The 13,946-nt window shown below is 64.7% G+C and carries 14 protein-coding genes and 1 tRNA gene; 11 read left to right on the top strand and 4 right to left on the bottom strand.

Annotation, left to right across the window (positions count from 1 at the left end; all coding sequences use genetic code 11):
- The first annotated feature begins 51 nt into the window (after positions 1-51).
- A complete protein-coding gene (locus tag AC6UUM_RS12900; RefSeq protein ID WP_500802679.1) occupies positions 52-948 on the top strand; it encodes a MurR/RpiR family transcriptional regulator in 897 nt (298 codons plus the stop codon).
- Here the strand turns inward: AC6UUM_RS12900 and AC6UUM_RS12895 are convergent.
- Positions 857-1,537 (bottom strand): RluA family pseudouridine synthase, encoded by a 681-nt coding sequence (locus AC6UUM_RS12895; RefSeq protein ID WP_500802678.1) that lies wholly within the window; start codon positions 1,535-1,537, stop codon positions 857-859. The genes AC6UUM_RS12900 and AC6UUM_RS12895 overlap by 92 nt on opposite strands.
- 102 nt (positions 1,538-1,639) lie before the next feature.
- On the opposite strand from AC6UUM_RS12895, the gene AC6UUM_RS12890 reads away from it, so the two are divergent.
- The gene (locus AC6UUM_RS12890; protein WP_500802677.1) at positions 1,640-3,832 is read left to right on the top strand and encodes a flagellin N-terminal helical domain-containing protein; all 2,193 of its coding nucleotides are present in this window, start codon (positions 1,640-1,642) and stop codon (positions 3,830-3,832) included.
- Between the two features lie 152 nt (positions 3,833-3,984).
- A tRNA-Ser gene (locus tag AC6UUM_RS12885) sits at positions 3,985-4,075 on the top strand.
- Between the two features lie 52 nt (positions 4,076-4,127).
- Here the strand turns inward: AC6UUM_RS12885 and AC6UUM_RS12880 are convergent.
- Positions 4,128-5,135 carry a PfkB family carbohydrate kinase gene (locus tag AC6UUM_RS12880; RefSeq protein WP_500802676.1) on the bottom strand — a complete coding sequence of 336 codons (1,008 nt, stop codon included), beginning with the start codon at positions 5,133-5,135 and terminating at the stop codon, positions 4,128-4,130.
- A complete protein-coding gene (locus AC6UUM_RS12875; RefSeq protein WP_500802675.1) occupies positions 5,132-5,512 on the bottom strand; it encodes a hypothetical protein in 381 nt (126 codons plus the stop codon). Before AC6UUM_RS12875 ends, AC6UUM_RS12880 begins: the two co-directional genes overlap by 4 nt.
- 190 nt (positions 5,513-5,702) lie before the next feature.
- Between AC6UUM_RS12875 and AC6UUM_RS12870 the strand changes: the two genes are divergently transcribed.
- The 8 genes from AC6UUM_RS12870 (at position 5,703) to AC6UUM_RS12835 (ending at position 12,562) form a co-directional block, all read left to right on the top strand.
- Positions 5,703-6,788, top strand: a complete 1,086-nt coding sequence (locus AC6UUM_RS12870; RefSeq protein WP_500802674.1) for a LacI family DNA-binding transcriptional regulator — start codon at positions 5,703-5,705, stop codon at positions 6,786-6,788.
- 31 nt (positions 6,789-6,819) lie between these two features.
- A complete protein-coding gene (locus tag AC6UUM_RS12865) occupies positions 6,820-7,851 on the top strand; it encodes a LacI family DNA-binding transcriptional regulator (protein ID WP_500802673.1) in 1,032 nt (343 codons plus the stop codon).
- Between the two features lie 161 nt (positions 7,852-8,012).
- Positions 8,013-9,089: an SMP-30/gluconolactonase/LRE family protein gene (locus tag AC6UUM_RS12860; protein WP_500802672.1), complete on the top strand. Its 1,077-nt coding sequence runs from the start codon at positions 8,013-8,015 to the stop codon at positions 9,087-9,089.
- Complete coding sequence (locus AC6UUM_RS12855; RefSeq protein WP_500802671.1) at positions 9,086-9,520, top strand: hypothetical protein; 435 nt, start codon at positions 9,086-9,088, stop codon at positions 9,518-9,520. Before AC6UUM_RS12860 ends, AC6UUM_RS12855 begins: the two co-directional genes overlap by 4 nt.
- A gap of 3 nt (positions 9,521-9,523) precedes the next feature.
- Positions 9,524-10,516 (top strand): cupin domain-containing protein, encoded by a 993-nt coding sequence (locus AC6UUM_RS12850; protein WP_500802670.1) that lies wholly within the window; start codon positions 9,524-9,526, stop codon positions 10,514-10,516.
- 25 nt (positions 10,517-10,541) lie between these two features.
- On the top strand, positions 10,542-10,883 hold the full coding sequence (locus AC6UUM_RS12845; RefSeq protein ID WP_500802669.1) for a hypothetical protein: 342 nt from the start codon (positions 10,542-10,544) through the stop codon (positions 10,881-10,883).
- 67 nt (positions 10,884-10,950) lie between these two features.
- Positions 10,951-12,039 (top strand): sugar phosphate isomerase/epimerase family protein, encoded by a 1,089-nt coding sequence (locus AC6UUM_RS12840; RefSeq protein WP_500802668.1) that lies wholly within the window; start codon positions 10,951-10,953, stop codon positions 12,037-12,039.
- Between the two features lie 10 nt (positions 12,040-12,049).
- Positions 12,050-12,562, top strand: a complete 513-nt coding sequence (locus AC6UUM_RS12835) for a hypothetical protein (RefSeq protein ID WP_500802667.1) — start codon at positions 12,050-12,052, stop codon at positions 12,560-12,562.
- Positions 12,563-12,637: 75 nt separating this feature from the next.
- Here AC6UUM_RS12835 and AC6UUM_RS12830 read toward each other — a convergent pair whose 3' ends face one another.
- Positions 12,638-13,909, bottom strand: a complete 1,272-nt coding sequence (locus AC6UUM_RS12830; protein WP_500804969.1) for an MFS transporter — start codon at positions 13,907-13,909, stop codon at positions 12,638-12,640.
- Positions 13,910-13,946 lie beyond the last annotated feature (37 nt).

Raw genomic sequence — 13,946 nt, 5'->3', positions numbered from 1 at the left:
CTGCGCGATGTGACCAGTTGCACGAAGGTGCAGCCATGATATCCACACCCCATGACATCGCGCGTTTCCCGGAAACTTGCCGAACGATATGAACATCTTACCGTTTCAGAACGGATGATTGCCGGCTGGCTGACCGACAATATCGATCAGCTGCCGTTCGAAACTGCCGCCTCCATCGGCGCGCGGGTTGGCGTTTCGGCGATGACCGTGGCGCGGCTGGTCAAGCAGTTGGGCTATGCCAATCTCGCCGCGTTGAAGGATGATCTGCGCGACGATGCCCGCGATGCGCCATGGTTGCTCACCCGGCCGGCGCCGTCGGCCGATGTGCGATTGCAGGCCGAAACCGCAGCGATTGCCGGCGTTTATGCGCAGGCCGAAACCGCCGAATGGGCCGCCGTGGTCGGCTTGCTCGCGCAGGCCCCGCATGTCCATGTCGCCGGTTTTCAAACCGAGGCCGGGCTGGCAGCCGGCTTTGCCCGCCACTTGTCGTACGTGCGCCCGCATGTCGGCACGATCAACTCTGCGGCCGGCATCCATGATGTCGTGCTCGATTCCGGGGCCAGTGATGTGTTCGTGGCGCTGGATGTTCGGCGCTATTCGCGGCAGTTCCGGGTGCTCGCCGAAAAGGTCGCGGCGGCTGGCCGGCCGCTGGTGGTGATCACCGATCCCTATTGCCCCTGGGCGCGCGACCTCACCCCCCATATCCTCACCGCCGAAGTGGCGTTGGGGCATTTCTGGGACATGAACACCGCGCTGGCGTCGTTGCTCAATCTGCTGGTTGATGGCGTCGTGCAGCGCATTGGGCCGGATCTGGTGCATCAACGCCTGGCGCTGCTCTCGGAAAACTATAGCGATTTCATTGGTTTTCAGGGCCGGGCCCTGCATCTGGGGGCGCGGGGCCAGGCACTGGCGGCCAACCCGGCGGCAGCGGCGCCAGACAGCGAATGATCCGGCCATCGGGCAGCGGGATCGCCAGCGCGCGGGCGTGCAGCCGCATCGGGCCATTCCCGTCCCCATAAACCGGATCGCCCACGATCGCGGCGCCGATGTGTGCCGCGTGCACCCTGATCTGGTGGGTGCGGCCGGTTTCAGGGCGGAATTCCACCAGGCGCGTCGCGGCATCCAGCACCTGCCAATGCGTGCGCGCCGCCTTGCCATCGCCGCGCACCACCATTCGCCACCCGGCTTCGGCGCTGGAAATCTTGGCGAGCGGCGCATCCACCAACCCCGCCGGTTCGGGGGGCAGGGAAGACAGCACCGCCCAATAGATTTTTTCGACGCCGCCGCTGGCAAAGGCCGCCGCCAGCGCCTTCACCCCGCGCCGCGACAATGCCACCGCCAGGCAGCCTGACGTGTCGCGATCCAGCCGGTGCGCCGCCACCGGGCGAAAGCCGTGGATCGTCAGGCCGGGCAGATGATCCTCCAGGCTGGCCGGCGTGCGCGGCCCCGGATGCACGGCCAGCCCGGCCGGCTTGTCGATCACCGCCACATCGGCATCGCGGTACAGGATCGGGAAGGGAAACGCCAACGCGTTCATTTATCAGCCTTTTCAAATCATGTTTAAGCCATCTTCACCGCGTGCCGTTTCCTTGGCTGCGCCCCGCATCTCCTGCGGCGGCGGGAAGCGGGAGTATCCTAGATGACCGTGATCAACACCAACATCAACGCGCTGACCGCCCAGAATGCGCAGCGCACTGCAAACACTGCCATGGGCACCGCCATGCAACGTCTTTCGACGGGCATGCGCATCAATAGCGCCAAAGACGACGCCGCCGGCCTTGCCATCAGCCAGAAGATGACGGCCGATGTGCGCGGCCTTGCGGTGGCCATGCGCAACGCCAACGATGGCATCAGCATGGCGCAAACTGCGGAAAGCGCCATGGGCGAAGTCACCAACATGCTGCAGCGCATGCGCGAACTTTCGGTGCAATCGGCGAACGGCACGCTCACCGGCACCGATCGCACCGCGTTGCAGGCCGAAGTCAAGCAGCTCGTCGGCGAAATCGACAATATCGGTGTGCGCACCAACTTCAACGGCCAGAAACTGCTCGATGGGTCGGCGCGTTCGGTGAAGCTGCAAACCGGCAGCCGCGCTGGCGAAACCGTGTCGTTCTCGCTGGGTTCGTCCCGGGCGCGCGATCTGGGCCTGGGTTCCAGCCCGGCGCTCACCGCCACCGGCGCCTTCGAAGGCACCGCGGCCAACCTGGCCACCAACCATGCGCTGCAGGGCGGCGACCTGGTGATCAACGGCGTGCAGATCGGTTCGTCATCGGCCGATGATGACAATGTCTCGTCCACCAACAAGGCGGCATCTGCGCTGGCCAAGGCTGCCGCCATCAACGCCGCCACCGAACAGACCGGCGTGCGCGCCGTGGTCGGCCAGACCGTGATGACCGGCACGGCGATGACGGCCGCCGCCCTGACCGGCACGGTGACGATCAACGGCATCACAACCGCATCGATCACCACCACCACCAACGCATCCGACAGCCGCCGCATCGTCCGCGATGCCATCAATGCCATTTCCGGCCAGACCGGGGTGCGTGCCGTGGACACCGGCGACAACAATGCCGGCCTGCGGCTGGAAGGCGATGATGGCCGCAACATCGAAGTCGCGCTCGATACACTGACCGCAGCGGCCACCGGCCTGAAGACCGGCGCCCAGTCGGGATCGTTCAGCCTGGAAAGTCTGAACGGCCAGGCCATCGAAGTGGGCACCAATAACAGCACCACGGCCCGGCTCACCCGGTCGGGGCTGGCGGCCGGCAGCTTCGATCGCGGCGTTTCGACCGTTTCCTCGGATGTCCGTGCCGTGGCCACCGGCGCTGCCAACGCCCGCACGCTGAACAGCGGTGATCTGTCGATCAATGGCATCGCCATCCGCGCCGCCAATGGCGATGATGACACGTTCAGCTCGACCGCGGCCCCATCGTCGGTGAAGGCCGGCAGCGCCATCGCCATCGCCAATGCCATCAATTCGGCCAGCGACCAGACCGGCGTGACGGCCAAGGCCAACGCCCAGACCATCCAGTCCACCACGACCACGGTGATCGGCACCACGGCCACGGCCACGCTGGGCATCAACGGCACCTTGCTGGACGTCACGCTGGACCAGACCCACACGGCCCAGCAGACCCGGGACAATGTCGCCAAGGAAATCAACAAGTACACCGGCCTGACCGGTGTGGTGGCCAAGGACAACGGCCTGGGCGGCCTTGACCTCACCGCCGAGGACGGCCGCAACGTGACGGTGTATTTCGACAGCGATGAAGGCGCGGCGGCCAACTTCGGCCTGGGCGGCGCCACCATCAAGGGCACCGGCACCAGCTACACGGTGGTGGGTGTCACCGATCCGGCCGATCTGTCGGCCTCGGCGGTGCAGACGGCGTACAGCACGGTGCGGCTGGAATCGGCCAAGACCATCGATGTCCGCGCCGGCAGCCTGGCCTTTGGCAGCACGTCGAACTTCGGCAACCTCGGCTTTGAAGAAAATGCCTATGGCACCAACAAGGGCGGCCTGCGCATCTCCGAAGTCGATGTGTCGACGGTGGAAGGCGCCACCGCCGCGCTGGATGCGATCGACGAGGCGCTGGGCAGCGTCAACCTCGACCGCGCCAACATCGGTGCCGTGCAGAACCGGCTGGAAGCGGCGGTGAACAATCTGTCGTCGAACAGCACCAACCTGCAAGCGTCGCGCAGCCGGATCCAGGACACGGATTTTGCACAGGAATCGACGAACCTGTCCAAGAATCAGGTGCTGGGCCAGGCCGCACAGGCGATGCTGGCGCGGGCCAACCAGTCGGCAAGCCAGGTCACCCAGCTGCTGCAGTAAGACGAGGGAGGGCCAACCCCCTGCAGCCGCGCAAGCGGACAAAGGGGGCTCGTCTGGGGGCGGTGCCGCAAGGTGCCGCCCCTTTTGCCATGCCTCCCCCTTTTGCTTGTGCAGCCCCCCCACACTTGCTATCGCCGCCGCCTGCCAGGTGCGGAGCGGTGGCCGAGTGGTCGAAGGCGCACGCCTGGAAAGTGTGTATGGGTCAAAAGCTCATCGAGGGTTCGAATCCCTCCCGCTCCGCCAATTCGTCCGCCAAATTGCCCAAACTGGCGCGGCCACAAAATCACCTTGTCCGTCAGCGCCGGACATCAAGTTCGCCCGAAAGAAACGCGTCGATATCCCCTTGGCCAAACAGGCTGGCGTCGCCGGGCAGCGAGTGTTTCAGGCATGTCAGCGCCAGACCGATCCGGGCGGCATGATCGACCGTGCCTTCGGACAGACCATGCAGCACGCCGGCAGCAAAGGCATCGCCGGCGCCGATACGGTCAACGATAGCTGAAACCCGTATCTCTTCGGTCTGGACATGGCGGTCGCGCAGGTCGATCCGCACCTTGATGCGATGGCAATCGGCGTCTTCGATGTGCCGGGCGGTCGATGCGATCATCTGCAGTTTCGGAAAAGCCGCGAAGGCCGCCTCGGCGGCTGCCCGGTAAAGCGGTTCGCCTTCGCCCGGGAATTGCTTGCCGAGCAGCAAGGCCACGTCGCGATGATTGCCAAACAGGATATCGGCGTGGCTGATCAATCCGGACAGGATCGATTTCGGATCGCCATTCCATTGTGCCCATAGCTGTGCGCGGAAATTTCCGTCGAACGATATCGGTACGCCCAGCGTGGCAGCGGCTTCGGCCGCGGCGAGGGCGGCGGCTGCCGGCACCGGGCCCAGCGCCGGTGTGATGCCCGACAGGTGCAGCCTGGACGCACCGGCAAGCAGTTGCTGCCAATCGAACAGATCGGCCGGGGCCGTGGCAAAGCTGCTGTGGGCGCGGTCATAGACGATTTCGGATGCACGCAGCCCGGCACCGGGTGACAGGAAATACAGCCCCATGCGGCCGGGGCTGGTAACGATATTGCTGGTTTCGACTCCGCCGGCGCGCAGCGCCGCCACGGCGCCGGTGCCCAGTACATTGTCGGGCACAGCGCTGATCATGGCCGTCCGATGGCCAAGCCGGGCAAGACCCACCGCCACATTGGCTTCCGCACCGCCGACACAGAGATCAAGCGACGGCGATTGCATCAACAGGTTGCGGCCCGGGGCTGACAGCCGGATCAGCAGTTCACCGAAACAGACGATATGTTTGCTCATGACAGCCCTCGCCAGCCGGCACCCCCCGCATCGGATCGACAGGTCGCGCGGGTCTTCGCTGTCGAACATGCTGAGGGTGGCCAAATGCAGAAATCGATTGCATCAGGCGCAGCAAGCGGCGTTGCTTGCGCCTGATCAATCTGGAAGAGCCGGTTTTCCCCAAGCATCTCTGGTTCAATCAGGCAATTACCGGCCGTTGGCAAGGGCAATATCCCCCGGAAGTTCGCGCATATGCAGGCCATATTTTCCTTGTAGAACAATTTGTTGTGGCGGAAATTCGCGTGCACGCTGCCGCCACGGGCCGAGGCTGCGGCCAACGTCGGCCTGGCAGTACAATATCGCCCAAGGTGTGAAAGCGATTGCAGCAATAACGCCATGATCGCATCCTGCCTGGAACGGGGCCGCCTTGTTGTGCTGCGGAGGCACATTGGCAGCGGGCAGCGCAATTGCCTTGGAACCGTTCCGCCACTGGCACTTTGTTGCCATTCTCCGTAAGAGCAAACTGGGGCTGATATTCTCCCGACAGTCTGTATCTGCAGGGGCATTTGGGGTTGCGCGTCGAAACTGGTGACATACGGTTCGGGAAGGTCTGTCAGGGCCATGCCGGTGGAGGACCTCGTGTCCGATAGCGATCCGGCGGTCGATCCGAAACCGCTGGTGCGCATGCGTGATGTTGCGCGGGCGCTTGGCGTGTCGGTTTCGACTGTGTCCCGCGCTTTGTCGCAGCCCCAGCTCGTTTCGGTCGAGACGCTCGACCGGGTGGGCGAGATGACGTCGCGCATGAAATATCGCCCGAATTTGGCCGCCCGCGATTTGCGCACGCGGGCAACCCGTGCGCTGCTGGTGGCAGTGCCCAGTTTCAGCCCGTTGTTTCTGGAGATCTTCCGCGGCGCCGAGCAGGAAGCGGTGAAGCAGGGCTATAGCGTGTTGATGGCGCACACGGGCAGTGATGCGGATCGGGAACATGTGTTTCTCGATCAGGTCCTCAGCCAGCAGGCGGATGGCATCGTGTTGGTCACGACCGTGGATCAGGATCGGCTGGCGGAGCGGCGGGCAAGCCTGCCCACCATGGTGGCGGCATTTGACAGCATATCCGGCATCGGGGTGCCCAATATGCGGATCGACAATGTCGCCGGTGCCCGTGCGGCGGTGCAGCATCTGATCGACCTTGGCCATCGGCGCATCGCGCATATTGGCGGTCCGCTCGACCAGTCCATGGCCCGGGATCGTGCGGAGGGATTTGCCGAGGCCATCGGCGCTGCCGGGCTGGAGCCGGCGCATTGTCCGCGGCAGACGGGCGAGTTCACCCTGGCATCGGGCGAGGCGCTGATGGCACGATTGCTGACGCGCTATCCGCGCCCCACGGCGGTTTTTGCCGCCAATGACGAGATTGCCGTGGGTGCGCTGCAGGCCATCAAGCGGGACAATCTGCGCATCGGGCGCGATATCTCCGTGATCGGTTTTGATGATCTGCGAATCGGCATGCTTTATGATCCGCCCTTGACGACGATGGGCTTCGACAAGGTGGAACTTGGCCGGCTTGCCATCAGGGCGTTGGTCGCCAGCATCGCCGGACAATCCGATCTTGCCGACTTCACCCTGCCCACCTCGCTCGAGATTCGGGGCACGACCGGCCGGCCGGCAGCCGAATGACAGACGGCACAAGCAAGGGAACAGCTGACGCATGCAAAAGCCCAAGCGATCCGTGACGATCCACGATGTCGCCCGTGTTGCGGGCGTGTCGATCGCCACCGTGTCGCGTGCCTTCAACAATCCGGAATTGCTGAGCCCGGATGCCCGCGGCGCCATCGAACAGGCCGTCCAGGTGTTGAACTACCGGCCGCATGTTGCCGCCAGGCGGCTGCGCGGCAGCCGGACAAACCTCATTCTGGTCGTTGTCCCCAGCCTCAACCCGTATTTTCTCGATATTTTTGCCGGGGCCGAAGATGCGGCCAAGGCCGCCGGCTACGGCGTGCTGGTCGGCCATAGCGAACGGGTGCTGTCGCGCGAGCGGGATTTTGTGGAACAGGTGGCGGCGGGACGCGCCGATGGCCTGATTCTGGTGACCACCGTTGGCGGTTACGACAGCGACGATTTCCGGCGGATGCCGCCCGCAGTGATCGCGCTGGATGTGGGCGAGGCCAATGTTCTGCCGAAAGTGCAGATCGATCACGTCGCGGCGGCCGAAATGATCACCAGCTATCTGATCGATCTGGGCCATCGCCGCATCGCCCATATCCTGGGCGCGCCGGGTTCCAGCCTCACCAGCCACCGCCTGGATGGATTCGTGCGGGCGTTGGCGCGGCGCGGCATCGCCCATGATCCCGGCTTGTGCCTGCCGGGCGATTTCACGGTGGATGGTGGCGCGGCTGCAGCGGCCGCAATCGTCACCATGGCTGATCCGCCAACGGCGGTGTTCGCCGCCAACGATCAGACCGCGATCGGCGCCCTGCAATTTTTCAAGAGCGTGGATTGGCGTGTGCCGGAGGACATTTCGGTGGTTGGTTTTGATGATGAGCGACTCGCGGCCATTGCCTCGCCTGCGCTGTCCACTGTGCATGTCCCGACCCATCAGATCGGCTTTCGTGCCATGCAGAAGATGATACTTCTCCTTGCATCACAGCCAATTGAACAGGATACGATCCTGGAAGCCGAAGTGGTCGTCCGTCGATCTGCAGGGCCGCCACGGGCGCTGCAACCAAAATCCGCCACCTGATCGGCAAGCCGCCGCCGCCCGGCGTTTCCGCCATTGACAGGCGGGGTGCGAACGGTGATCAATCGTTTTCATAAATCACGAGTGACTCTGCGTGCAACGTGGGTCGGCAACCGGCGCCACCAGCACGCCGGCTTCGATTCAAACGGGTGGGGATGGACTGCATGAAGCAAATTATCGGCCTTGCACTGCTGTCGGGCGTGGCACTCGTTGCCGTGGCCTGCTCGCCGGCGTCGGATACCAAGGATGCCACGCCGGCCGAAGTGCCGGCAGCCGGCGCCGCACAAGCAACAACCGGGGTGACAACCGGGGTCGAACGCCTCGATCCGGCGCTTGATGCCCTTATCAAGCCCGATGCCGTGCCGGTGAAGATCGCCAGTGGCTTCCGCTTTGTCGAAGGCCCGTTGTGGCTGGGCGACCGGCTGCGCTTTTCCGACCTGATGGACAACAAACTCTATGAACTGGTCGATGGCGGCGAGCCCAAGCTGATCATGGACAAGTCGGGCGGCCTCGACAAAATGGCGCCCGACAGCTTCCAGGGCTCGAATGGCACCGTCGTCGACAAGGATGGCAGCATCCTGATGACGCAGCATGGCGCGCGCCGCATCATCCGCCTCGACGACAAGATGAACGTGACGGTCTTTCTAGACAAGGTCGATGGCAAGCGGCTGAACAGCCCGAACGACCTGGCTTTCACGCCGGATGGCGCGCTGTGGTTCACCGATCCGCCCTATGGCCTGGTGGCGCAGGACAAGGATCCGGCCAAGGATCTCAAATTCAACGCTGTCTGGCGTTATGCCGGCGGCAAGGCGACGCCGGTGATCACCGATCTGCCGCGCCCGAACGGCATCGGCTTCTCGGCCGATGGCAAGACGCTCTACATCTCCAACAGTGAGCCGGAAATGTTCGTCAACGCCTATGACGTGGCCGCCGATGGCACGGTTTCGAAGGCGCGCCGCTTCATCACCTTCCCCGGCCCCAACCCGGTCGATGTGCCCGATGGCCTGAAGGTCGATACGGCCGGCAATGTCTGGGCGTCCGGCCCCGGCGGCATCCGCATCATCAGCGCCGCAGGCAAGGTGCTCGGCCAGATCAAGACGCCGGATCGCGCCCAAGCCAACATGATCTGGGGCGGCGATGATCTGAAGACGCTCTACATCATGGGTGCCGGCAATGTTTACAAGCTGCGCACCGAAGTGGCCGGCCAGAAGCCGCTGTACAGCAAGGCCGCCGCCAAGTGAGCGGCCGCATCGGTCGCCGTGACGCACTGGCCACGCTGGCTGGCGGCGCGGTCGCTGCCGCCGGCATGGCTGCGCCTGCCCGCGCGCAGGGTGCCTCGCAAGCTTCCGGGGCCAAGCCGATCCTGCTCTATTGCGACCTGAAGGTCGATCCGGCGCGCGAGGCGGAAATGCTCGAGCATTTCCACAAGCGCTTCAAGCCGGCCGGGGCGAAGTTCAAGGGCTTCATCGATCTGAAGATGCTGAAGCTGCGCACGCTGATCCAGGGCGACAAGCTGCCGCCGGCGGTGAATTACCGGTTCCAGCTTACGTATGAAAATGAGGAACTGCGGCAGATCTGGATCGCCTCCAAGGTGCACGCCGATCTATGGCCGGGCATCGAGAACACGCTGACGGACAAGAATTTCCACGTCTCGCTGTTTGACGAGGTCTGACCGGTGAAGCGGCTGGCGCTCACCCTGCTGTCAATCGTGGCGTCGGCCGGCGGCCCGGCCTGGGCGCAGGTGCCGCCGGCCGCGGAGCGCCCGGTGCCGCGCGAAAGCGAATCCAACGCGCAGACCGGCATCACCGTAGAGCGCTTCATCGGCGATGCCGCGATGGCCGCGCCGCGCATCCTGGGCAACGCCATGCTGGCGCGCACCATCCTGTCAAAAGGCGATCCCAGCCAGCCCGGCTGGCCTGGCGCCCTGCTGGTGCACAAGAGCGAGATTTTCGCCGCCAGCCTGGAAGCCGGCGAGGCGACCAGCATGATGCAGCCGGGCGACCAATGGATTGGCTATGTCAAGGCCGGCCAGGGCACGCTCGACGACGGCAAGCAGCGCTGGGCACTGAAGCCGGGCCATGCGTTTCTGGTGCCCGCCGGCATGGGCCACCGCATCGCTGCCAGCACCGACGGCCCGCTGCAGATGACCATTCTCGCCGGCCCGCCGCAGGCCGGGGCCACGCCCAGCCAAGCCATTCTTGTGCGTGACAGCGCGAAACTTCTCTATGTCGAGCAGGGCGCGCATTGGGTGAATTTGTCGAAGGCACCGTTCCGCGATGTCGGGGAACGCTTCCTGCTGGTCTACATGGCACCGATGACCATCGCCGGTGCCCATGCCCATGCGCCGGGTACCGAAGAAGCCTGGATCAAGCTGACCGCCGCGCCGGCGTTGCTGCAGGTCGGCAGCGAAATCCGCCCGTGGAAGCAGGATCAGGGCTTTGTGGTGCCGCCCAACGGCCGCACCGTGCATGCCGCGATCAACCACAGCAACCAACGTCAGGCCTGGTTCTATTTCTCCACCATGCCGCGGCCGGCCAATGCGCCGCCGCGCCCGGCACAGGCGGTGGACCCGGCCTTTGCCGCAGCAGTCGTCGCAGCCACCGTCGCACCGGAACCCCTCGTTGCCGCAGCCGCACGCAAGCCAGCGGCCGGGTCTGCACGGCCATGATCGGTCTTGGCATGGGATTTCACCAGTGATGCGCAACTGTTTCTCCCTTCTCGCGGGTTCGGCAGCGGCAGCGCTGGCCCTGACCTGCGCGGCGGCCATGGCGCAAGGGGCACACCCGCCGACGGCGGTGGCAGGCGGCACCGATGCGGCGGCCAATCTGCCGGATCGTCCTGGCAAGGATCTGGTCATCCAATCATGCAGCGGCTGCCATCAGCCCGATATCGTCATCGGCCAGAAGCGCGACGCAGCGGCCTGGCGTGACCTGGTCGATCAGATGATCGCCCGCGGCGCCAATGTCGAAGAGGCAAAATACGAAGAGATCATCACCTATCTGGCGCAAGGCAGTGATCGGGCATCGCCCGGCTGACCACAACCCAACCGGCAACGACCGGCGACATTGACCGCAGACCATCCGGAGCAGGAGGGGAGAGAACATGACAGACGTCACTCGGCGCAATTTGTTCGCAGCAGGGGCGGTCGCGGGGGTGGCTGCCAGCAGCGGCCTCGGCCTGCCGGAAGCGCCGGCGGCTGCCGGCCCGATGCCCGGCCCGGGTGGCGGTGGCCCGGGGTTGGCCGATGTCTGGGGCCAGGATTTCCTCTATCAATGGAGCCCACCGGCCGATTACAAGCGCAACCTCACCGTGGGCCCGCGCACCATCCGGCTGAGCAGCCAATCGACGCCGCGGCTGACCGGGGCGGAAGGAACCGATTATGCGGCCCTGTTCAAGGGCATGCACGATGGCGGCTGGAGCGCCTGCGAAGCCGCCTCCAACGCCTGGCTGGAACGCAAGAAGCCGGACAGCGAAATCCGCGAGATCAAGGCCCAGCTCAAAGCCAATGACGTCGTGTTCTATGGCCTGCACTGCGCCGGCAACATCATCGCGCCCGATCCCGATGCCGATCGCTGGCAGCGCCACATCGTCGACACCATTCATGCCGCCGAGGAAATGGGCTGTGAGCTGATCCTCACCCACGCCGGATCGATGCACACCAACCGCAACTGGTCCCATCCGCAGAACTGGAGCCGCGAGGCCTGGATGCGCACGGTGGGCGCACTGAAACGCATCTGCCGCGACACCGCTGGCAGCAAGGTGAAGATCGCCATCGAGGCGGTGAACACCGAAAGCATCAACAATCCCTGGGCGCACAAGCGGTTGCGCGAGGATGTGGGCGATGACCGCATCAGCGTCGGCCTCGACATCACCAACATGGTGTTCCCCAACGTCGCCTTCCGGATGAGCGAAATGCTCGACCTGACCTTCGACCTGTTGGGTGACCAGATTGCCTATGTCCACGCCAAGGATTTTGTCTGGAACGACATGCTGCCGGGCATGAGCTGGGCGATGAACGGCACCGGCAACATGGATTATGAGCTGTTCCTGGCGCGGCTGAGCCGGCTGAAGACCAATCCCTACATGCTGGTCGAGTTCCTTACCGTGAACGAGGAATATCAACAGGCGCAGCGCAACATCCGCGCCATAGCCGCCAAACTTGGCGTGAAGATCCACGGCACCCAGGTCTGAAGGAGGATTTATGCGCAATTTCAGCACTTTCGCACTGCGCACGGCCCTGCTGGCCGCCGCATTGCTGCCCGCCATGGCCATGGCCGCCGATTTCAGCGGCAACTGGGTGCGGGATACCGGCCGCAGCAAGCCGGCGCCTTACCCCAATTACTGGATCACGCGCGCTGCACCGGGCGGCGGGGGCGGCAACAACAACGCCTTCGTGGTGCGCGTCGAACAGAGTGCCACCGATGTGAAGATCATCCATCCGGTGTTACCGCAACGCACGTTGATGCTGGATGGCAAGGCGCGCACCGCACCGGCCTACACCGGGCTGGTGCCGGCCACGACCAGTGCCGCCATGGCCGGCGAAACGCTGAAGGTGACGCTGGTGCAGCCGTTCGGCGGCATGCCGGGGAATGTCACGATGACAGCCACCGAAACCTGGTCATTGTCGGCCGATGGCAAGCAATTGACCATCGACGTCGTGCGGGAAATGCCGGCGACGACCCAGCGCTTCAGCGAAGTGTTCACGCGCCAATAAGTGCAGAATGGCCGAATATGCCGGCGTCCGCAGCCTGCGGGCGCCGGTTTTTCTTGGCGCGCCGGCCGCCCTGGATCAGGCCGCAGCCGGCACGTCCTTGATCGGATCGCGCACCAGGACGAGATAGGAAACGGCGCCGGCCAAGGCGACCGCGGCGGCGATCACCAGCGCATAGACAAAACTGCCGGTGCGATCGACAATCACGCCGGTGATGATCGGCGCCAGCGACCCGCCCAGATAGCCGCCGAAATTCTGCAAGCTGCCCAGCGAAGCCACCAGCCGGCGCGGCGCCGCCACGCTGACCAGCGCCCAGCTGCTGCCGCTGGCCAGGTTGATGAAATACATCGCGCCCGAAATGCAGGCGATGGCCAGTGTCAGGCTGGGCGTATAGGCCGCCGGGATGGTGAACAGCGCGGCAAACACCAGCCCGATGCAGATCGGCAGGCGGCGGCTGTTGATCGGCTGCATGCCGCGCGCCAGCAGATGATCGGCCAGCACACCGCTGGAGAGTTGCCCGAAGGTACCGGCGAGATAGGGAATGATCATCACCCAGCCGGCGGTGGCCAACGGCAGGCCGCGTTCCTTTTCCAGATAGGCGGGCAACCAGGTGAGATACAGCCACACCATGTAGATGACGCCCATGAAGCCGAAGATCAGCCCCCAGGTCGTGCGCTGCCGGAACAGCCCGCGCCATTCCGCCGACGACATCGAACGATCATCGGCCGGCTGCCCGTCTTCGAGATAGGCGATTTCCTCAGGGCTCAGCGGCACGTCGCGGCGATCGCGGTAAATCGCATACCAGGCCACGGCGATCAATATGCCCAGCACCCCCATGATGATGAACATGCCGCGCCAGCCAAAGGCGAACATCAACGCGGTGAGCACCGGCGGCGCCAGGGCCGGCGCGATGGTGGTGGAGGCGACGAAAATGCCCGTCGGCCGCCCGCGTTCCTTCAACGCAAACCATTCGCTGAACACCTTGGCACCGGCGGGGAACTGCGGTGCCTCGCCCACCCCCAGCAGCAGGCGGGCGATGAAGAACTGGTTGACCGTGCGCACGAAGCCGCCGGCCAGTTGGGCCAGCGACCACAGCAACATGCCGAACCCCAGCGTCACCCGCGCGCCCAGCCGATCGAGCAGCGCGCCCATCGGCAGCTGGGCAAAGGCATAGGGCAACGAAAAGGCCGAGAGCAGCAGCCCCATTTCCGATGCGCTGAGGCCCATTTCGGTGCTGACCGCACTGTTGGCGATCGAAAGCGTGCTGCGATCAAGATAGTTGATCAGCCCGGACAGCACGAGCAGGACGAGGGCAGCCGTCTGGATTTTCTTCAGCCGGGCGGTTTTCATCACGATGCTGGTTGTCCCGGTTGCTGGAGGGATGGAG

The sequence above is a fragment of the Sandarakinorhabdus sp. genome, from assembly GCF_987265915.1.
Note: the sequence above shows the minus strand (reverse complement) of the source record. Positions and strands in the feature narration are given on the sequence as shown.